This is a genomic window from Clostridium saccharobutylicum DSM 13864, from assembly GCF_000473995.1.
GTDB lineage: Bacteria > Bacillota > Clostridia > Clostridiales > Clostridiaceae > Clostridium > Clostridium saccharobutylicum.
Map to the genome: position 1 here is coordinate 774,306 of NC_022571.1, position 21,573 is coordinate 795,878.

A 21,573-nucleotide genomic window follows, 5' to 3' on the forward strand; every position below is an offset into this window, starting at 1 on the left:
AGATCATTAAATAATAAATAGGAAGGAAGACAAATAAAGATGCTTGCGAGAACAGGGGAAGAATTATTAGAAATATGTGAGAAATATAATATTTCATTAAGTGAATATGCTATAAGATGTGAAGTGGAAGAAAAGGGATTTACTAGAGAAGAAGTAATAGAAAAGATGAGGAAAAATCTAAAAGTTATGATTTCAGCGGCCAATGAAGGTATGGAAAAAGAAGTATATTCGGTTAGTGGATTAATTGGTGGTGATGGTTATAAACTAAATAAATATGCGCAAAGTGGTAAATCACTTACTGGACATGTAACTACTATGGCAATGGCAATGGCACTTTCTTCATCAGAAGTTAACGCATCAATGGGAAAAATAGTAGCCTGCCCAACAGCTGGATCTTGTGGAATATTGCCAGCAGTAATCTTATCTGCAGGTAAAGAATTAGGCCTAGATGAAGAGGGGCTTATAAAGGGATTATTTGCAGCAGCAGCAGTTGGAATTATTATAGGATTAAACGCTACGCTATCAGGAGCAGAAGGTGGATGTCAGGCCGAATGTGGTTCGGCATCAGCAATGGGAGCAGCAGCAGTTGTTGAAATGATGGGGGGAACACCTAAAATGAGTTTGGATGCAGGTGCAATAATACTTAAAAATGTACTTGGTCTTGTTTGTGACCCTGTTGCAGGACTTGTAGAAATACCATGTGCTAAGAGAAATGTTCAAGGTGCTATAACTGCTCTTTGTACAGCTGATATGGTCATGGCAGGTGTGTCTTCTAAGATTCCATTTGATGATACAGTAAGTGCCATGTATAGAGTAGGAAAGAGTTTACCAGAATCTTTAAGGGAAACAGCAATGGGAGGAATTGCAATAACAAAAGAAGGGCAAAGACTTAAGGAAAAAGTTTTTGGTGAAAATTAGTACATAGATTGTGTGAATTTGTTAAGGCACGTGAAAATAAGGCACATGAAAATAAATAACAAGTCAATCTGTTATAGGGATTTTTCATCGTATAAATAAGCAGAGTGTTTTTTAGAGTAAGTATATTAAGGCAATCTACTACATTGTGAAAAATAAGTTTATGGCAGAATTGGCTTGTTATTTTTTGAATATGCCTAATGGAAGGAATGAAAATTAATGAATCCATTATTAAAAAAGCAAATTAATATTCTTATAGTAGATGATGAAAAAAGCATAATAGACTTTGTGAAAATGGGATTGGAAGCAGAGGGATATACAGTATATAGTGCTTTTGATGGAATGGAAGCTATTGAAATAGCTGAAAAAATAAAGCCACAAATAATTATATTAGATATTATGTTGCCAGGAATGGATGGATATGAAGTATGTTCAATAATTAAAAAATCCATAAAGACATCCATTATAATGCTTACAGCAAGAGATGATGTTGATGATAAAGTAAGAGGATTAGATATTGGGGCAGATGATTATATGGCAAAACCTTTTAGTTTTAAAGAGCTTTTAGCACGTATAAATGCAAGAATAAGAAGTGATTTTCCAAAATTAGATGATATGATTCGAATTGGTGATTTTACATTAGACGATGGAGCACATGAATTCATATATTGCGGCGAAGTCTTAGATTTGTCTCCTACTCAATATAACTTATTAAAGTTTTTACTTATGAATAACGGAATAGTATTAAGCAAATCTCTAATACTTGAAAAAGTTTGGGGATATGATTTTAATGGAGAAGAAAATATTGTTGAAGTATATGTAAGATATTTAAGAGATAAACTTCAAGATAAAGAACATAATCTTATAAAAACTGTTCGTGGTGTCGGATATAAAATGGTGGCACAATGAAGAAGCTATTATATAAACTAAAGATAAAGAGTTTGAAATGGCAGCTACTATTTGGTTTTATTGTAATATTAGTTATCCTAGTAGGCTCAATGGGGATTTTTGAATATATAAGTATGAAAGAATATTTATATACAACTAAGACTGAAGTTCTTCAGCAGAAGTTTCATAATTTAGATTTTAAGAATTTATCAAAAGATGATATAACAGATGTTAGTGAAATTAATTTTAAAGAAATTTCTAAAAAATTAGTAGATAAGCACATGAGTATGGCTGTAATAGATAAAAACGGAGAAATATTATTAACATCAATAAATACAGACAATATAACGAAGGAAGATCATGATGGGGATGATGATACAAAAGATTTTTATGAAAAAAATATAAGAACAATACCTGTTCCTAAATTTTCTAAAGAATCTTATATGAGTATATGTAAAATAGAAGGTAATTTAGAACATACATATAAAGTCATAAGAGATGAAAATGGTAGTTGTCAATTGGTTGTATGGAGAAAAATTGGAAATTTAGATTCACCATCTGGATTAATACAATTAAGCACTCCAATAGATGATACTGAAGATATAATAAAGCGTGAAGTATATGTTCATACAAGTCTTTCAATTTTAATTTTAGTAATAGGAATAATACTAGCATCTGCAATTTTCAAACGTACTTTAAAACCTTTATATGATATTACTAATACTGTTGAAGGAATAAGTGTAACTGATTTAGATAAAAGATTACCTAATAAGAATGGTCAATTGGAAATAGATAGGTTGGCAAACTCATTTAATATAATGCTTAAAAGAATAGAATCTTCATTCCAAAAAGAGCAATATATAAAGGAGAAAATGAGAAGATTTGTATCCGATGCATCTCATGAATTAAAGACACCACTAACATCAATTCATGGATTTGTAGAAATCTTACTAAGAGGGGCAGCGAAGAATGAGGAACAATTGAATTTAGCTTTAAATAGTATATTGACAGAAAGCGAAAGACTAACAAAATTAGTAAATGATCTATTAGTTCTAACTAGATTAGAGCAAAAACCAGTTGTAGAGATGAATAAGGAAAATATAAATGGTGTAATAAAAGAGATATTGCCTCAACTTCAAATTCTTTCTAAAGAAAGAGTATTAGATTTAAACTTAAGAGAAAATATAAGTGTATATATTAATAAAAATCAAATTAAGCAAGTAATATTTAACATAACTCAAAATGCAGTTTTACATACTGACAATAAGAATGGAAGTATAATAATATCTACCGATATAGAAGAATTAGAAAATGAAACTTTCGGTGTTTTAAAAATATCAGATAATGGTACAGGTATACCAAAGAATCATCTTGATAAAATATATGATAGATTTTTCAGAAGTGATTCACATAGATCTAGGGAGCAAGGCGGATATGGTCTGGGATTGTCCATAGTAAAATCTATAATGGATGCTAATAAAGGAAAAATACATGTAGAAAGTGAACTAGGAGTTGGAACAACATTTTCCGTATATTTAAAATTGGTAGAATAGTTTGAGAAATTAAAATGGAAACAAATGGTTAATGTATATGAAGCACATTAAAAAATAACAAGTTTATCTACCAAGCTTATTTTTCATGAGGCGAAGCTAGCCTTGCTATGAGACTAATCTGTTTCATTGTCTGATGAAAAATAATCATGGTATTTTGGACTTGTTATTTTCTTTTATATGTCTAATATTATTTTTTAATATCTATAAGAAGAGGCTATTTCATTTGAAATAGCCTCTTCTTATAGATAAACAAGCTATGAATTAGATTTTAAATTATATAGCAACCGAGTAAAATAGTTCCCTTTCTTTCGGTTGGTTACCACATAAGTTATCTATATTATAGTTCAATATTAAAATTCTCAGCAAACTCTCAGTTTAGATTCAGAAACTATTAAGGTTAATTTGATATACTTCAATCAATGAGGCACATTCAAATTCTGCTTTGTTTAAAGATTATAAATTAATGTGTGTAGGTGAGGCAATTTGATTATAAATACAATAAATATTCAATTGTTAATATTGGTAGGCTTAGTAGGAGTAATTTTGATAATTGTATTTGTTACTGGGAAACGCAGTAAAGATACAATAACAAAGACTAATTATGTTCTTGGAACTATGGTAAATCTAAGAGCATATGGTGCAAATGCTAATAATGCAATTGAAAAGAGTATTGAAAGATTAAATAATATTGATGATAAAATGTCAGTATTTAAAGAAAATAGTGAAATATCAAAAATAAATTCTAAAGCTGGCATTTCAATGGAAAAAGTAAGTAAGGATACTTATTATGTAATAAAAAAGGCAGTGGAATATAGCAAAATATTAGAAGGAACTTTTGATCCAACTATAAGGCCATTAGTAAGTCTTTGGAATATAGGAAAAGGAGACGAGAAAATTCCAGGAAAATATCAAATAGAAGAAAGATTAAAGCTTGTAAATTATAATGATGTCATTTTAGATGATAATAATAGTTCAATAATGTTAAAAAAAATAAAACAAGCTCTTGATGTTGGAGGTATAGCTAAAGGATTTGCGGCTGATGAAGTTAGAGATATTTTTTATAAATATAAAATTAAAAGTGCATTGATTGATTTAGGAGGAAATATCTTTGCTCTTGGAAGTAAAGAAAATGGTGAACCTTGGAGAGTAGGAATTCAAAATCCATTTGAACCTCGAGGAGAACATATTGGAATATTAAATATAAAAAATAAGTCAGTAGTTACATCTGGTAATTATGAGAGGTACTTTATAAAGAAAGGAAAAATGTTTCATCATATACTTGATCCTAGAACAGGATATCCATCACAAAGCAAAATTATAAGTGCAACCATAATATCTGATAACTCGATTGATGGAGATGGGTTATCAACAGGTGTTTACATTCTTGGAATTGATAAAGCAATTAATATTATAGAATGTATGAATGGAATTGAAGCAATATTTATTACAGAAGATAAAAAAATATATACAACAAGTGGGGTTAGTGATGAACTTTTTACATTAACAAATAACGAATTTTCAATAACCAACTTAAATTTGTAAAAAAGAGTTTATTGAAAATTATCTTAATATAGAAGCAAATAAGTTTATAATTTTAGGCATATGAAAAAATTAATTAGGAATATGCCTTATAGAAGGAGAAAGAAATATGGCTAAGAAATTAAAAAAATCACAAGTTTTAAGACATATTATGCAATTAATTTTATTTTTATTATTACCTGGATTATACTCAATGACGTTTAGTGAACTAAAAACAGTTTATCAAATGATTATTGGAGGTGATTTTAATTTTGTTCAAGCATTTCCAAGTTTGATTGAATTTACGTGCATAATGCTTTTAACAATGCTAATTGGAAGATGGTTCTGTGGATGGATGTGTGCTTTTGGAGCATATAATGATTTCATATATTTTATATCTAAAAAGGTATTTAAAACGAAATTTAAAGTAGATGAAAAAGTTGACTCTATATTAAAATACGTAAAATACATAGTATTAGTTTTTATAATTATTATTTCCTGGACAATGAAAAGTAGTATTTTAGAAAGTACAAGTCCTTGGGATGTTTTTGGACAAATAACTGACTTATCAACAATTTTTTCAAGTTTACTTATAGGTTTTATATTTTTGATTCTTATTACAATTGGAGCAGCTTTTATTGAAAGATTTTTCTGTAGATATTTATGCCCTCTAGGAGCTGTATTTTCTATAATTTCTAAAATTGGAATAACAAAAATTAATAAACCTAAGGCTGATTGTGGCAAGTGTAGAGCATGCACAATAAACTGTTCAATGGGCTTAAAGCTTTATAAAGTAGATGGTGCTCGTGGTGGAGATTGTATAAATTGTTTAAAATGTACTGAAGTATGTCCAAGAAAAAATGCAAGGATTAATATACTTGGAAAAGACTTAGATCAAAGTTTAGTTGGATCTGTTGCTATGGCTACAATGTTAGGTGTTTATGGAGTGACAAATTTAGCTGCAGATGCATTAAGCAAATCTAGTTTAGGTTTAAGTGATAATAAAGTTTTAAGTAATAGTGAAGCTTCAAGTAATGTTTCAGAAAAATATAAAGATGGAACATATACAGGAACTGGTACAGGATTTAGGGGGGCTACAACTAAAATTTCTGTAACAATAGCAGGTGGAAATATAACTGATATACAAACTTTATCAAATGGAGATACTTCACAATACTATGAAAAAGCTTCAGGAACTATAACAAAGAAAATAATTTCAAATCAATCATCATCAGTAGATACAGTCTCAGGAGCTACTTATAGTTCTAAAGGAATAATAAGTGCAGTACAAGATGCATTAAATCAAGCATCTAACACATCTACTAATAATGAATCAAATAATACTGCAACTGAAAATAAGGCTACAGATTCAAATAAAATAGTAAATTCAGAAGATATAAAGTCTACTAATTCAACAAATAGTAGTCAAGGTATGTATAAGGATGGTACATATACAGGAAGTGGAAAAGGATTCAAAGGAGGAACAACTAAGGTTTCTGTTACTGTAGTTAATGGAAAGATAACCAGTGTAGAAACTTTATCAAATGGAGATACTCCACAGTACTATAAAAAAGCATCTGGAACTGTAATAAATAACATACTTTCAAAACAATCAACATCAGTAGATACAGTTTCAGGAGCTACATATAGTAGTAAAGGAATAATAAGTGCAGTATCAGATGCTTTAAGCCAAGCTAAGTAACTTTGAATTTAGACTTGTGATATAACTTACCGAAAGTAAGAGGACTATTTTACTCGGTTGATAGATAATTTGGCTGTGGAGTTCTATCAATATAAGTTGTACCATTCATGCATGTTCCCAAGGCAAGCTTGTGACAGGCATGAATGGTACAACTTCTACTGAAGAAATACCTACAGCCAAATTATCAACACAACACTACGTAAAATAGTCCTCTTACTTTCTAGTATGGAGTATATTTGAAGGTTTAAATCTAATTCATAGTTATGTGGAACAAAAATGTATTTGATTTTGGTAATTCACCAAATAAGTCTAAATATACTTTCTTTATTTTAGGCACAATCAAATAAATAACAAGTTAATTTGCCAGCCTATTTGCCATCATGCTATGTCGGCAAATTGACCTAATAGGCCCGCTATGAGATCAGTTTGCCTCCTTGCCTGATGAAAAATATCCATGGCAACTTTGGAATTGTTGTTTTCTTTCATGTGCCTTAATGATTATTTATAGATAGAAAGTGTACTTTATCACATTCTCATATAGATAAAAAACATAAACTTTGAAATATATTTAAAACTAGAAAGTAAGTAGATTCTTTTGCGGAGCATTGCATTTAGAATATTGGTATGGATTTCTACCAGTAAAGGTTGCTTCATTTCTGCATTGTCCTTAGATGAACTAAGGACAAGCGAAAACAGAGCAACTTTTACTGAAGAAATACCTAGATAAATATTCTAAAGGTAATTTTGTGCAAAGGAGTCTTTTTACTTCCTAGTTAGAATATATTTCAAAGTTCAATATTTTCACGTGTATAATATACGTTTTATTCCTTATTTTGTACGATTTAAGGAATAGACATTTACTTAACTTAATATTTGTGGTAATATGTGGCCGCAAAAAATTTAATAAAATTGATAAATAAAGCAATTATAAGAAAGATAATTTCACTTTTAATTTAGTTGATTAATAGGAATATAGAAGAGGATTTTAAACTTATGAATATTAAACTAAAAAGTTTTAATGTGCTTAATACAGATTCAGTAAAAGCAATAAATTATGTTAATAAAAGTAATTCAAAAGCTTCATTTAAAGATTGTCTTAATTCTAAAAACAATAATATGTCTGAAAGGGATATAAAGCAGTATTTTATAGATGATGAAAAATTATATGATAAATATTGTAAAAAATTAGGTTTGAATAATATAGAGTATGGAAGTAAAGCGTGGGATGAATATAAAGAAAAATTATTTGTTTTTCCGCCTTTAACTGCTCCAGCAGCTGTTAAAGAAGCATGGAATAAAGTAAAAGAAAGTATTCCTAAAGATGATGAAGAAGCCCAGACTGCATTATTTTCTGAAGAAGCTATACTCATGTTAAAAGCATCTTATCCAGAAAATTTTGGATTACCAGCTAACTTTCAACTTAATACAGTAGAAGATTATAAAATGTTGTTTGATAATGATTTAAAGACTAATGAAGAACTTAGAGATATACTAAAAGATACAGATGGGTGGAAACAAACAAGATATATTAATATGATAAAAGATGTAGAAGACAAGCTTAAAGAAGAACTGTTAAAGTATTAAAATTTTAAGACATGTGAAAATATAAATAAAAAGTTCATTTGTTGGCTTGTTTTTAATAAGAGGAAACTCGACTCACATACGCTCACTGAGCAAGCGACCATCATAAAATAATAGATTTGGATTCTTTGCTCATCAGAATATTGTCCTAATGGTTTTACATGAGATCAATTTATGAAAAATAATCATGGCATTTTGGACTAATTGTTTTCTTTCAGGTACCTTAATGATTATTTATGGATAGAAGATGTACATTATCACATTTTCATATAGATAAAAAACATAAACTTTGAAATATATTTAAAACTAGAAAGTAAGTAGATTCTTTTGCGGAGCATTGCATTTAGAATATTACTATAGGTATTTCTTCAGTAAAAGTTGTTTCATTCTTCCTTGTCACAAGCTTGTCTTGGGAACATGCTGGAATGGAACAACTTTTATGGGTAGAAATCCATAGTAATATTCTATAGCAATCGAGTAAAAGAATCTACTTACTTTCGGTAAGTTATAACATAAGCCTAAATATAATGAATAATTTAACTCCAATATAAATATTACTAAATATAAGCAATATTTATATTGGAGTTAAATGTGCCTGACTTAAAGCATTGTAATTTATATTTTGAGGACTCACCAGATTTTTTGGTTGAATATAGAGGGAATTTTAAAGAAGAAATAGAGAAGGTATCTTATGCATGTGGTAACATAATTACAAATACTATTGCAATTGTATCGACATCATATGATTATTTGAATCAACTTTTAAAAGATGTTCCATCAATTATTTTTATTGATCCTAGAAGTATGTTTGTCTTGCAAGATATTTCACCGTCAAATGTCGATAACATAAATAATGTTAAAATTAATCCATATTTAAATTTGACTGGCAAGGGTGTGCTAGTTGGTATGGTTGATACAGGAATAGATTATTTAAATCAGGAATTTATTAGAGAAGATGATACATCAAGGATTATTAGTATATGGGATCAAACAATTTCAGATGTTACAGATGAATCCGTATATATTGGAACTGTTTATTCAAATGAACAAATAAATAATGCCATTAATGCTAAGAAAGATAATGGAGACCCCTATGCAATTGTACCATCAAAGGATGATATTGGACATGGAACTCAGATAGCTGGGATAATAGGTGCAAGAGGTTATAATGGAAAATTTCAAGGAGTTGCACATGATTGTGATTTTGTTATTGTAAAACTATTTGAGTCTATAAATTTCAAAAATAGGTTAAAAAGTAATGGAGTAGAATATACTCCAGTTTATAATAATGCCGAAGTTTTAGCAGCAATAGAGTATTTAAAGAATTTTTCTGTAAAATCTAAAAGACCTATGGTTATATTTTTAGGGGTGGGTACTACGGAAGGAAGTCATGATGGGAATAATATAATTTCTAGATATATAACGTCAATTGGTACTATTAGAGGTATTGTTGTTGTTACTGGAGTTGGAAATGAAGGAGCATCAGAGGGACATGTTTCTGGTGTTATAGCCAACGTAGAAGATATAGCTTCAATTGAGTTGAAAATTCCAAGAGAAATGAAATATTTTTCATTTTATATATGGGTAAGAAAACCTAATAAGGCTGCTTTAAATGTCATTTCTCCAACTGGTGAAACATCTAAATTTATTAAAGTAAAAACAAATAAAATATTTAAGATTGAATTTTTCTTTTTGAATACTGTAATGACGGTTGAATATTATTCACCAGAACATTATACAGGTCATGAGCTTATACATGTTATTTTTGACTCTATTAAACCAGGAATATGGACATTTCAATTAAGAGGTGATTATATAGTCGATGGAAGATATGATATATGGTTACCACCTCAAAAGACATTACCTAAAGATACAAAATTTCTTCAATCAGATCCATTTACAACTCTAACAATTCCATCCACAGCGAGAAAAGTTGCTACTGTAGCATACTTTGGAAATAATAATAACTTAGTTGCTTCTTCAGGTAAAGGATTTAATTCTAATGGATTAATTAATCCGGATTTTGCAACTCTGGGAGTTGATATTTTAACTACTAAAGTTGGTGGAGGAGTAGCAACAGTTTCAGGTAGTTCAGCTGCAGCAGGAATAGCGGCAGGAGCGTGTGCACTTTTACTACAATGGGGAATTGTTGAAGGAAATGATATAACTATGTATTCTAGAAAAATTGTAACTTATTTAATACATGGAGCTGACAGAAGCAATGTTATTTATAAATATCCCAATAGGGAGATTGGCTATGGATATCTTGATTTATTAGGGACATTTAATATTATAAGCGGAACATATAGGAATTATAGAGGGGATATTGATGATGACTTTATTGAATATTATTGTAATAAATTGTTTATAAGAATTCCAAGAGAAATATGGAGGAGTTTATAATGAAGCAAAGTATGGTTCCAGAAAAGATTTTTAGTGATTCGAATTATTATCATTATATGGTTCAATATGAAGGAAATATTGAGGATGAAGTTTCAAAAATGCCAGGTTACTATGCTACAATAATTAATGATAATTATGCAATTATATCTATAAGTGGAGATTTAAAGGTTGATATTGGTGATATAAGACTTACAACAGTTGTATATGTTAAGCCAACCGAAATGTATACACTACAAGATGTTTCTCCAATAGAAGCATCTGGAGCTAGATTTTTGCAATTAAATTTGCCCTTAAGTTTAAATGGAAAAGGCGTAAATGTGGCAGTAATAGATTCTGGCATTGATTATTTAAGTGATGAATTTATGACTGCTGCTGGTGAAACAAGAGTTGAATGCATTTGGGATCAAACAATAATTTCAAATGAGAAGGATAATGATATTTCTGTACCTTTTGGAACAGTTTATAGAAAAGAAAAAGTAAATGATGCTATAAAAGCTTATAGAGAAGGGAAATCACCATATGACATAGTTCCTAGCAGAGATCAAATTGGACATGGTACTAATATGTCTGGAATAATTGGAGCTACTGGTAAAAATCCAGAATTAAAGGGGATTGTTCCAGAATGTGATTTTGTAGTAGTCAAATTAATGATAGATGCTGCATATCAAGCTCAATTTGATGTTAAAGTACCAGTATTTAATTTAACATCAATTTTCTCAGCTTTACAATTTTTGTACGAATATGCACTTAAAAGTAGGAAACCTATGATTGTATATTTCCCTCTTGGAACTAATTTAGGAAGTCATAAAGGAAATGGTATTTTAGAAGAATACATAGAATCAATTACAAGTAGTAGTGGTATAGTATTGGTTACTGGAGCAGGAAATCAAAGAGATGCAGGTGGTCATACATCTGGAACTATATCTCAAGTTGATACGCCTATTGCAATTGAGCTTGAGGTATCACCAGAGCAGAAACACTTAATAATTGATATTTGGACTGAACTTCCTAACGTAATGACTATAGACATAGTATCTCCATCAGGTGAAAATACAGGTATAATACCAAGTATAATTAATTCAACTAGAAACTATACTTTTGTATTTGAAAAAACATCGATAAAAGTTAATTATTATTTTCCAGAGGAAAGTACAGGAGATGAATTGATACGAATTAGATTTTATAGTTTACAGCCAGGTATATGGCTTCTTAGATTGAGAGCAAAGTATATTTTGAGTGGCGTATACAATGCTTGGCTGCCTCAAAGAGGAATAACAGTAGGAAATACTAAGTTTAGTTCATCTGATCCATATGGAACAGTAACTAATCCGGGAACTTCATCTTATGTAGTTACTGCAGCAGCATATAATCAAAATAATAATAATGTTCTTAATTATTCTGGAGTGGCTTTTAGAGATAATTTGATTGATGTAATAGATGTTGCAGCAGGAGGAGTAAATGCTTTAACTGTAGCACCAAGTAATAAAACTGCTATTGTAAATGGGACTAGTGTATCATCAGCAGTAGTTGCTGGAGCTTGTGTTATGTTATTTCAGTGGGGAATTGTTCAAGGCAATGATCCATATATATATTCCCAAACTGTTAAAGCATATTTAGCAAAGGGAACATCACGAAGAAGTGGAGATATATATCCAAATGCTAGATGGGGATATGGTATTCTAGATATTGTTAAGATGTTTCAAAATATGGAGTAAAGTTATATATATAATAACAAGTATATAGAGATATTTTGAATAGTTGTGGATAAATAGATTAGTGATTTATTTATATTGTGTACTAAAATTTGCATTATTGATAAAAAACTAAGTAAATAAATTTGACATTTATTCTGGAATGGTATAATCTTTAATTTAGAAAGACAATTTTATAACAGAATAACTAGGGGAGCTAATATTTTAGCTGAGATTGGAAAGAGTGATTTCCTGGACCCTTATAACCTGATTTGGTTAATGCCAACGGAGGGAAGTATATTAATTAATGTTTACGCGTGATTTATTTATGTATCCCTTTGGGATACATTTTTTTTATGTGAAAAATAGGTTGTCACTCAAATTAAAATTTATCTTGTCTTAAGGAGGGAGAGTGAATGCAAGAAAAAAGTAAAGCACAAAAAATTGCATTAAGTGGATTATTAATTGGTATTTCAGTTATTTTTGGAACACTATCAATGCCAATTGGAGCAGCTAAAATATCTCCAGTACAACATTTTGTGAATGTTGTAGGAGCAATAACTTTAGGTCCAATATATGCAGTTTTAAATGCATTCGTCGCATCACTTATAAGAAATATTATGGGCACAGGCAGTTTGCTAGCTTTTCCAGGAAGTATGATAGGTGCTTTTCTTTCAGGAATTTTTTATAAGAAATTTAGAAGAGCAAGTATGGCTGTTATTGGTGAAGTGTTTGGTACTGGAATTTTAGGGGCATTGATAGCATATCCAGTAGCGGTCTTAATTTTAGGGAAGGAAGCAGCATTTTTTGTATATATAATTCCTTTTACTATGAGCTGTAGTGCGGGAGCTATTATAGCATATTTCTTTTTAAAGGTTTCTGTTATAAGAAAAATATTAATAAATAATGAATTGTCAATAAATAAGGCACATGAAAATAAATAAAAAATAAGCTGGCAAATGGATATGCTATTTTTTGAACGTGCCTAGACATAATTTTAAAGATATTAAGAAAATTTAATGAAGTGTAAATTGTGGAAAGTATAAGATCAAATTTATATTAACTAGAAGGGGTGATTTTATGTTTAGAGCATTAACAATTGCTGGATCAGACACATGCGGTGGAGCTGGAATTCAGGCCGATTTAAAGTCTTTCTCAGCTAATGGAGTTTATGGAATGAGTGTTATAACAGCAGTAACGGCTCAAAATACTATGGGAGTTTTCGGTATTCAAGATATAAATCCAGAAATGATTGAAGCTCAAGTAGATGTTATCTTTAATGACATAAGAGTAGATGCTATTAAGATAGGTATGGTTTCAAAGATTGAATCTATAAAGTCTATATCAAAATCTTTAAAAAAGGTAGGAAAGCTTCCAATGATAGTATTAGATCCAGTCATGATATCTAAAAGTGGATTTAACTTATTATCTAAGGATGCAAAAGAAACATTAATTCATGAATTATTTCCGTTAGCAACATTAATAACTCCTAATTTACCAGAAGCAGAAGAAATTTTAGGAATAGAAATAAAAACTTTAGATGATATGAAACAATCAGCTTTAAAGCTTAAGGAACTTGGACCAAAAGCTGTTTTAGTTAAAGGTGGACATTTAGAGGGAGAAGCGACTGATTTATTATTTGATGGAAAAGAATTCATAATTTTGCCACAAAAAAGAATTAATACTACTCATACTCATGGAACAGGATGTACTTTATCATCTGCAATAGCTGCTAATTTAGCTAAAGGAATGACAATAGAAGCAGCTGTAAGACAAGGAAAAAAGTATGTAACAACTGCTATAGAACATGGCTTTGAATTAGGAAAAGGAGTAGGTCCTACTAATCATTTTTATGAGCTTTATAAGAAAGCTGGAATTTAGACACAATCAAGAGATATTAATAAGAATGATTAATTATATAAAAACATAAAGAATTTATTTAATAACATTACAAATTAAATTATTAGTAAAAATTGAGAGGAGAATAAACAATGAATTATAAAACTCAAATGGAAGCAGCTAAAAAAGGTATAGTAACTAAAGAAATGAAGGTAGTAGCTAAGAAGGAAAATATATCAGAAGAAAAATTAATGAAACTTGTAGCGGAAGGTAAAGTAGCTATTCCAGCTAATGTTAATCATAAATCTCTTAGCCCAGAAGGAATTGGTGATGGACTTAAAACAAAGATAAACGTAAATTTAGGTATTTCAGGTGATTCAGTTGATTATTGCAGAGAAATGGAAAAAGTAAAAATGGCAATTGATTTTGGTGCTGAAGCTATAATGGATTTAAGCAACTATGGAAAAACTCAAGAATTTAGAGAAAAACTTATTGAATATTCACCTGCTATGATAGGTACAGTTCCTATGTATGATGCAATTGGATACTTAGAAAAAGAACTTTTAGATATAAAAGCAGAAGATTTTTTAGACGTAGTTAGAGCTCATGCTAAAGCTGGAGTTGATTTTGTTACTATTCATGCTGGAATAAATAAGAGAACAATCTCAGTTTTTAAAGAAGATAAAAGAAAGTTAAATATTGTATCTAGAGGTGGATCATTATTATTTGCTTGGATGGAGATGACAGGTAACGAAAATCCATTTTATGAACATTATGATGAGTTACTTGAAATTCTTAGAGAATATGATGTGACAATAAGTCTGGGAGATGCAATGAGACCTGGATGTATTGATGATTCAACTGATGCTGGTCAAATTACTGAACTTATAGAATTGGGTCTATTAACAAAAAGAGCTTGGGAAAAAGATGTACAAGTTATGATTGAAGGTCCAGGACATATGGCTATGAATGAAATTGCTGCTAACATGCAAATTGAAAAAAGATTATGTCATGGTGCACCATTCTATGTTTTAGGACCTCTTGTTACTGATATTGCACCAGGATATGATCATATTACATCGGCTATTGGTGGAGCTATTGCTGCAACACATGGAGCTAACTTCTTATGTTATGTGACACCAGCTGAACATTTAAGACTTCCAGATTTATCAGATGTTAAAGAAGGAATTATTGCATCAAAAATTGCGGCTCATGCAGCAGATATAGCTAATGGTATTCCAGGAGCAAGAGATAGGGATAACGCTATGGCAGATGCTCGCCAAAAACTTGATTGGGAAGAGATGTTTAAGATTGCTATCGATGGTAAGAAAGCTAAAGAATATTTTGAAAGTATACCACCAGAAGAAAAACATAGTTGCTCTATGTGCGGAAAGATGTGCGCTGTAAGAACTACAAATAAAATCTTAAATGGTGAAAAAGTAGAACTTTTTGATAAAAAATAAACTTAGATATATGAAAGAAAATATACATTAAGTTTATAGAAACATTTTGAAGGGAGGGAATTTAGTAAGAAATTTGATAATAGATATTCTTACTAGAGTTTTATGGACAATAAACTAGTTTTTGAGGTAGAAAGATTATTAAATGAGGTTAAAAATAAGAAACCTCTTGTACATAACATAACTAATTATGTTACGGTTAATGATTGTGCAAATATCTTGCTTGCATTAGGTGCATCGCCAATTATGGCTGACGATGTTAAAGAAGCAGCAGATATAACTAAAATTTCATCTGCTCTTGTAATAAATATTGGTACTTTAAACGAAAGAACAATTGAATCAATGATTTTAGCGGGAAGAAAAGCCAATGAATTAAACATTCCAGTTGTTTTTGATCCAGTAGGTGCAGGTGCATCAGAATTTAGAAACGCTACTACTAAAAAAATACTTGAAGAAATAAAGATAAGCGTTTTACGTGGAAATATGTCGGAAGTTAAGTTTATAAGTGGACTAAAATCAACAACTAAAGGAGTTGATGCTTCTGAAAATGACGTAAAAACATGTAATGATCAAGGTATAAAAGTAGCAAGAAATCTTGCTAATAAACTTAATTGTACTGTAGCTATCACAGGGGTAACGGATATAGTATCTGATGGAGAAAGAGTAGCTATACTTAAAAATGGGACTAAAATGCTATCAAATGTTACTGGAACAGGTTGTATGACAAGTGCATTAGTTGGAGGATTTTGTGGTGCAGGTTCAGATTATTTTATAGCAGCTATTTCAGGGATTATATCTATGGGAATTGCAGGTGAAATTGCTTTTGAAAAAGCAGGCAAAATTGGAACAGGTAGTTTTCATATAGCAATTATAGATGCAATAAGTAACTTAGACTCTGAAACAATTAGAAATATGATTAAAATTAAATAATTATAAATTTAGGCGTATATCTAATAATATAAATTGGGTATACGCATTAATATATTTAGAACAAAAAATTAAATTTAATATTAGTGAGGTAAAAATTAATGAAACCTAAAATGAATTATAGCATTTATCTTGTAACAGATAGAGATTTAATGAGTACAGAAACTTTAGAGGAAGCTGTTGAACAAGCTATAATTGGAGGATGTACGTTAGTTCAACTAAGGGAAAAAGAGTGTTCATCCTTTGATTTTTATAATACAGCAATAAAAGTAAAACAAATAACAGACAAGTATAAAGTTCCATTAATAATAAATGACAGAGTAGATATTGCATTAGCGGTTGATGCTACAGGAGTACATGTTGGTCAAAGTGATCTACCAGTAACAATTGTAAGAAAAATTATAGGTGAAGATAAGATTATTGGAGTATCAACAGGTACATTGGAGCAAGCTATTAAAGGTCAAAAAGATGGAGCGGATTATTTAGGTGTTGGTGCAATGTATGCAACAGGAACTAAAAAAGATGCAAATCCAACTTCTATGGAAGAACTAAAAAAAATAAGAGAAAGTGTATCGTTACCTATAGTTGTAATAGGTGGGATTAATAAAGAGAGAGTTAAAGATTTTGAAGGTTTAGGAATTGATGGACTTGCAATAGTTTCAGCTATTATAGCTCAAAAAGATATTATTAAAGCTACAACAGAATTAAAAACAATTTTTACAAAAAGTTAATTTATTAAGGCACATTCAATCTGATAAAAAATTTATTTTTGGATGTGATTTAATAATAGTTTTGTTTTGTATGAACTGTAGATAAATTTTAATTAATTTATCTACAGTTCTTTTTATTAGTTAAAAAACATGGTAAATATGGAACTAAAATACCATTTGAATTATAATAGTTATATGAAAATTTTAACTAGACTTTATTGATTATATATGTATTTAAAGAACATTTGATAAGTGAAATTAGGAGAGTGATATGATGTATATAAAACCACTGCAAAGCTTTAGGAAAGTAATCTATTTAGAACTTGTATTTATAATTATAGCAACTGTATTTATATTGGGATATTTATGGATTAGCGGCGAATATAATACATTTAATCAAGACTCGGAAAAGAGAAAACAAGAGTTTATTAGTAATCAGCAAATTCTCCTTAAAAATGAAGTGAATAGTCAAATTGATTATATTCAATATATGAGAGTACAGACGGAAGAGAGATTAAAAGAGAATATAAAAAACAGAACTTATGAAGCTTATGATATTGCAATGAATATTTATAATCAAAATAAAGATAAGAAAAGTAAGCAAGAAGTTCAAAAGTTAATTAAAGATACTTTAAGGGATATAAGATTTAACAATGGTAGAGGATATTATTTTATAGATACTCTAGATGGAAATGTAATATTGTATCCTACTATGCCTGAAACCGAAGGTACGAATATTTTAGAAATTAAAGATCAACAAGGAAACTATGCTTTAAAAGATGAGATAAATTTAGTGAAGAGTCAAAATGAAGGAATAATAACTGGATATTGGACAAACCCTAATTATAAAGATAATGAAGGGCATAAAAAGATTACATTTGTGAAAAAATTTGAACCATATAATTGGTATATGGGAACAGGAGAATATGTAGATGATGTAGAGAATGATATAAAGAAAGAAATTATACACCGAATTGGGGCTGTTAGGTTTGGAGAAAAAAATGATAATTATATATTTATTGATAATTTTGATGGAGTTGAAATATGCAATAGTGTATACCCTGGTTATGTTGGTAAGAATATTTGGGATATGGAAGATCTCTATGGAACAAAGATAATACAACAACAAACTTCTATAGCTAAAAATAATGAAGAGGGAGGTTTTCTAACGCATTATTGGAAAACTCCAGATTTAAATAATGTCTTTCAAAAAATGACATTTGTAAGAGCAGTACCAGAATGGAATTGGGTGATTGGATCAGGAGTTCAATTTGATGAACTTCAAAATACTGTGAATGATAATGAAGCTAAAATAAAGGAGAAAGTGATACAGAAAATAAAAAATATTATTATACTATTAATAGCGGTGTTAATAGTAGCTTTTATTTTAACTAGATATTTAATGAAAAAAACTCAAAAGAGCTTTGATATATTTTTTGATTTTCTAAATAATGCTTCAAGAAAACATGTGAAAATAGATGTAGAAAAAATGGAATATAATGAGTTTAAGGAATTAGCTATTGCAGCTAATACGATGGTTGATGAGAGAAATAGAATAGAGCAAGCTATAAGAATAATGAATGATGAGTTAAAAGAACGTGTTCAGCAGAGAACAAAAGAAATAGAAGAACTCAATGCAAATTTAGATAAAAAAGTTGATGAAAGAACTTTGGAATTAAGTAATTTGTTAAATATAGATGGTCTTACACAAATTTATAATCATAAATATATGATTGAAAAATTAAAAATTGAAATTAAAAAAGCAAAAGAGTCCGATGAAAAATTATGTGTTATTATGTTTGATATAGATCATTTTAAATCTACAAATGATAATTATGGTCATCAGTGTGGTGATGATGTTCTTGTTGCAGTTGCAGGAACTATAAACGAGCATATGAGAGAAAATGATGCAGTTGGACGTTATGGAGGAGAAGAGTTTATTGCAATTCTGTCTAAAACAAATATTGAAATAGGATACAAGATTGTAGAGAAAATAAGGCAGAGAATAATGAGTCTACAATTTAAACAAAAAGGATTATCTATAACTATTAGTGGTGGAATTATTGAGCATTCGTATGAAGATGCAATTGAGATTATAAGAAAGGCAGATGAAAAGTTGTATCAAGCAAAGAAAAAAGGTAGAAATAGAATTGAAAGATAATAACTTTTATGTTTAAGTATTAAAAAGACTGGTATATACTTTTAGTAAGATTATTAATTAAGGCACAATCAAATAAATAACAAGTCCGTTTGCCAGCCTATTTTCCATCATCCTTGTTCGGTAAATTGACCTAATAGTCCGCAATGAGGACAATTTTTCTCATTGCCTGATGAAAAATATCCATGGCACTTTGGACTTAATATTTATTTTCATATGCCTAAAAAGCAATATAATTTATCTACAATAAAAATCATATTGGTGATTAAATTGTGGATAAGTATATTTTTTAAGCACAAAAATGTTAATAATTTACTAAAGTGTAGGAAAGGTAGCGAAACGTGGAGATTAAGGATAAGATATTTTATGCTTTAAAAAAATATTATGGATTTGATACTTTAAGAAGAGGGCAGTTTGAAATTATAGATAGTATTCTTAATGGTAGAGATACTTTTTGCCTTATGCCAACTGGTGCAGGAAAATCTATATGTTATCAAATTCCTGCAATAATAATGAAGGGGATAACTATTGTAATATCTCCGTTGATTTCGCTTATGAAAGATCAAGTTGATAATTTAATTGAAGTTGGAATCAAAGCATCGTATATAAATAGTACACAAAGTATAAATACTATAAGAAACATATTGATAGAAGCATCTATGGGTGAATACAAAATCATATACATTGCACCTGAACGGTTAGAATCAAAAATATTTTTAGATATGGTCAATGAACTTGAAATTTCTCAAATAGCAATAGATGAAGCTCATTGTGTTTCTCAGTGGGGGCATGATTTTAGAAATAGTTACTTAGGAATTTCTAAGTTTTGTAACATGCTTAAGAAAAAACCGATAATTTCAGCTTTTACAGCTACAGCCACTGAGGAAGTTAGATTAGACTGCATAAAACTTTTAGGACTGAAAGATCCATACATATATAAAGGGGATATTAATAGAGAAAACTTAAAACTTATTATCTTGAAAGAAATAGATAAAGTTGAAGAATTAAAAAGTATATTGAGGGATAACGAAGGAGAAGCAGGTATAATTTACTGTGCTTCAAGAAAAGAAGTTGATAGTTTACATTATTATTTAAAAGATTTAGGATTTAGTGTTGGAAAATATCATGGTGGACTTAATGATGATGAAAAAGAAAACTATCAAGAGGACTTTTTATATGAGAAAATAGATATAATAGTTGCAACGAATGCTTTTGGTATGGGGATAGACAAATCTAATGTAAGGTTCATTGTACATTTTACACTTCCTCAAAATATAGAATCTTATTATCAGGAAATAGGTAGAGGGGGAAGAGATGGGGAGAATTGTAATTGTTATTTATTCTACTCAGAAAGTGATATAAGTAGAGTTGAATATATAATAAATAAAAGTTCTTCATTAAATAGAAGAGAAGTACATCTTAAAAAATTACAATGTATGATTGACTATTGTAATTTAAAGGAATGCTATAGAAAATATATATTAAATTATTTCGGAAATAATCAAAAAATAAATTATTGCAATAATTGCAGTAATTGCTTAAATGATGATGAATTAAAAGATTTCACAAAAGAAAGTCAAATGATTTTAGCTACAGTTTTTAGAACAAGAGAAAGATATGGTGTATCAGTTCTTATAGATATTTTAAAAGGGTTTAATGGTCCTAAAATAATACAAAATAAATTAGATAAAGTTACAACCTATGGAATAATGAAAGAGTATGGAACGTCATTCATAAGAGCTTTAATTAAAAGTTTATTAGATGAAGGTTATGTTAGCTTAAAAGAAGGAACATATTCAATGTTAAAGTTAAACTCAAATTCAATGAAAATATTAAAGGGAGAAAAAAATGTAGTATTTAAGATATTAGATAATGAAGAACCTATTTTAAATAAAGAATTATTTGAAGCTTTAAGGATATGGAGAAAAAATAAAGCGCTTAGAGAAAGAATTAAACCATATATAATTTTTTCTGATACAAGTTTAATTTCAATTTCAAACACTAGACCTAAAACCGTGAATGAATTACTAGAAGTCAGAGGCGTTGGAAGTAAGAAGATTGAAGCCTATGGAAAAGAGATATTAAATATAGTTAACGGATTTAAGGCACATTCAAAAAAATAACAATTAGATATCTATAGGAGGTTGTGATTAAATAAAATTTTACATTTAAATGAACAAATATGATCAGATGTTCTTAGTAATTATTTGTGCATATAATAATGTACT

At 29.3% G+C, this 21,573-nt stretch carries 15 protein-coding genes and 1 riboswitch; all 15 genes read left to right on the plus strand.

Annotated features, from left to right (window positions below):
* Positions 1 to 39: 39 nt before the first annotated feature.
* The 15 genes from sdaAA (at position 40) to recQ (ending at position 21,468) form a co-directional block, all read left to right on the plus strand.
* Positions 40 to 918, plus strand: a complete 879-nt coding sequence (gene sdaAA / locus CLSA_RS03540; RefSeq protein WP_022744026.1) for an L-serine ammonia-lyase, iron-sulfur-dependent, subunit alpha — start codon at positions 40 to 42, stop codon at positions 916 to 918.
* Positions 919 to 1,134: 216 nt separating this feature from the next.
* Complete coding sequence (locus CLSA_RS03545) at positions 1,135 to 1,824, plus strand: response regulator transcription factor (RefSeq protein ID WP_022744027.1); 690 nt, start codon at positions 1,135 to 1,137, stop codon at positions 1,822 to 1,824.
* Positions 1,821 to 3,356, plus strand: coding sequence for a sensor histidine kinase (locus tag CLSA_RS03550; RefSeq protein WP_022744028.1), 1,536 nt, complete (start codon positions 1,821 to 1,823; stop codon positions 3,354 to 3,356). The genes CLSA_RS03545 and CLSA_RS03550 overlap by 4 nt, the downstream gene beginning before the upstream one ends.
* A gap of 489 nt (positions 3,357 to 3,845) precedes the next feature.
* The gene (locus CLSA_RS03555) at positions 3,846 to 4,898 is read left to right on the plus strand and encodes an FAD:protein FMN transferase (protein ID WP_418235963.1); all 1,053 of its coding nucleotides are present in this window, start codon (positions 3,846 to 3,848) and stop codon (positions 4,896 to 4,898) included.
* A 106-nt stretch (positions 4,899 to 5,004) separates the two neighbouring features.
* Positions 5,005 to 6,576 carry an FMN-binding protein gene (locus CLSA_RS03560; protein WP_022744030.1) on the plus strand — a complete coding sequence of 524 codons (1,572 nt, stop codon included), beginning with the start codon at positions 5,005 to 5,007 and terminating at the stop codon, positions 6,574 to 6,576.
* Positions 6,577 to 7,569: 993 nt separating this feature from the next.
* Complete coding sequence (locus tag CLSA_RS03565; RefSeq protein WP_022744031.1) at positions 7,570 to 8,160, plus strand: hypothetical protein; 591 nt, start codon at positions 7,570 to 7,572, stop codon at positions 8,158 to 8,160.
* A 588-nt stretch (positions 8,161 to 8,748) separates the two neighbouring features.
* Complete coding sequence (locus CLSA_RS03570) at positions 8,749 to 10,560, plus strand: S8 family peptidase (RefSeq protein WP_022744032.1); 1,812 nt, start codon at positions 8,749 to 8,751, stop codon at positions 10,558 to 10,560.
* On the plus strand, positions 10,560 to 12,275 hold the full coding sequence (locus CLSA_RS03575; protein ID WP_022744033.1) for a S8 family peptidase: 1,716 nt from the start codon (positions 10,560 to 10,562) through the stop codon (positions 12,273 to 12,275). The genes CLSA_RS03570 and CLSA_RS03575 overlap by 1 nt, the downstream gene beginning before the upstream one ends.
* Before the next feature lie 176 nt (positions 12,276 to 12,451).
* Positions 12,452 to 12,562: riboswitch (TPP riboswitch) on the plus strand.
* 105 nt (positions 12,563 to 12,667) lie between these two features.
* Positions 12,668 to 13,195: an energy coupling factor transporter S component ThiW gene (gene thiW, locus CLSA_RS03580; RefSeq protein ID WP_022744034.1), complete on the plus strand. Its 528-nt coding sequence runs from the start codon at positions 12,668 to 12,670 to the stop codon at positions 13,193 to 13,195.
* A 136-nt stretch (positions 13,196 to 13,331) separates the two neighbouring features.
* Positions 13,332 to 14,132: a bifunctional hydroxymethylpyrimidine kinase/phosphomethylpyrimidine kinase gene (thiD, locus tag CLSA_RS03585; protein ID WP_022744035.1), complete on the plus strand. Its 801-nt coding sequence runs from the start codon at positions 13,332 to 13,334 to the stop codon at positions 14,130 to 14,132.
* A gap of 110 nt (positions 14,133 to 14,242) precedes the next feature.
* Positions 14,243 to 15,553, plus strand: a complete 1,311-nt coding sequence (gene thiC / locus CLSA_RS03590; protein WP_022744036.1) for a phosphomethylpyrimidine synthase ThiC — start codon at positions 14,243 to 14,245, stop codon at positions 15,551 to 15,553.
* A 102-nt stretch (positions 15,554 to 15,655) separates the two neighbouring features.
* Entirely contained in the window at positions 15,656 to 16,480 is an 825-nt protein-coding gene (gene thiM / locus CLSA_RS03595; RefSeq protein WP_022744037.1) for a hydroxyethylthiazole kinase, read from the plus strand.
* A gap of 98 nt (positions 16,481 to 16,578) precedes the next feature.
* Positions 16,579 to 17,208 carry a thiamine phosphate synthase gene (thiE, locus tag CLSA_RS03600; protein ID WP_022744038.1) on the plus strand — a complete coding sequence of 210 codons (630 nt, stop codon included), beginning with the start codon at positions 16,579 to 16,581 and terminating at the stop codon, positions 17,206 to 17,208.
* A gap of 250 nt (positions 17,209 to 17,458) precedes the next feature.
* Complete coding sequence (locus CLSA_RS03605; protein WP_022744039.1) at positions 17,459 to 19,348, plus strand: sensor domain-containing diguanylate cyclase; 1,890 nt, start codon at positions 17,459 to 17,461, stop codon at positions 19,346 to 19,348.
* Positions 19,349 to 19,686: 338 nt separating this feature from the next.
* Positions 19,687 to 21,468, plus strand: coding sequence for a DNA helicase RecQ (gene recQ, locus CLSA_RS03610; protein ID WP_022744040.1), 1,782 nt, complete (start codon positions 19,687 to 19,689; stop codon positions 21,466 to 21,468).
* The last annotated feature ends 105 nt before the right edge of the window (positions 21,469 to 21,573 follow it).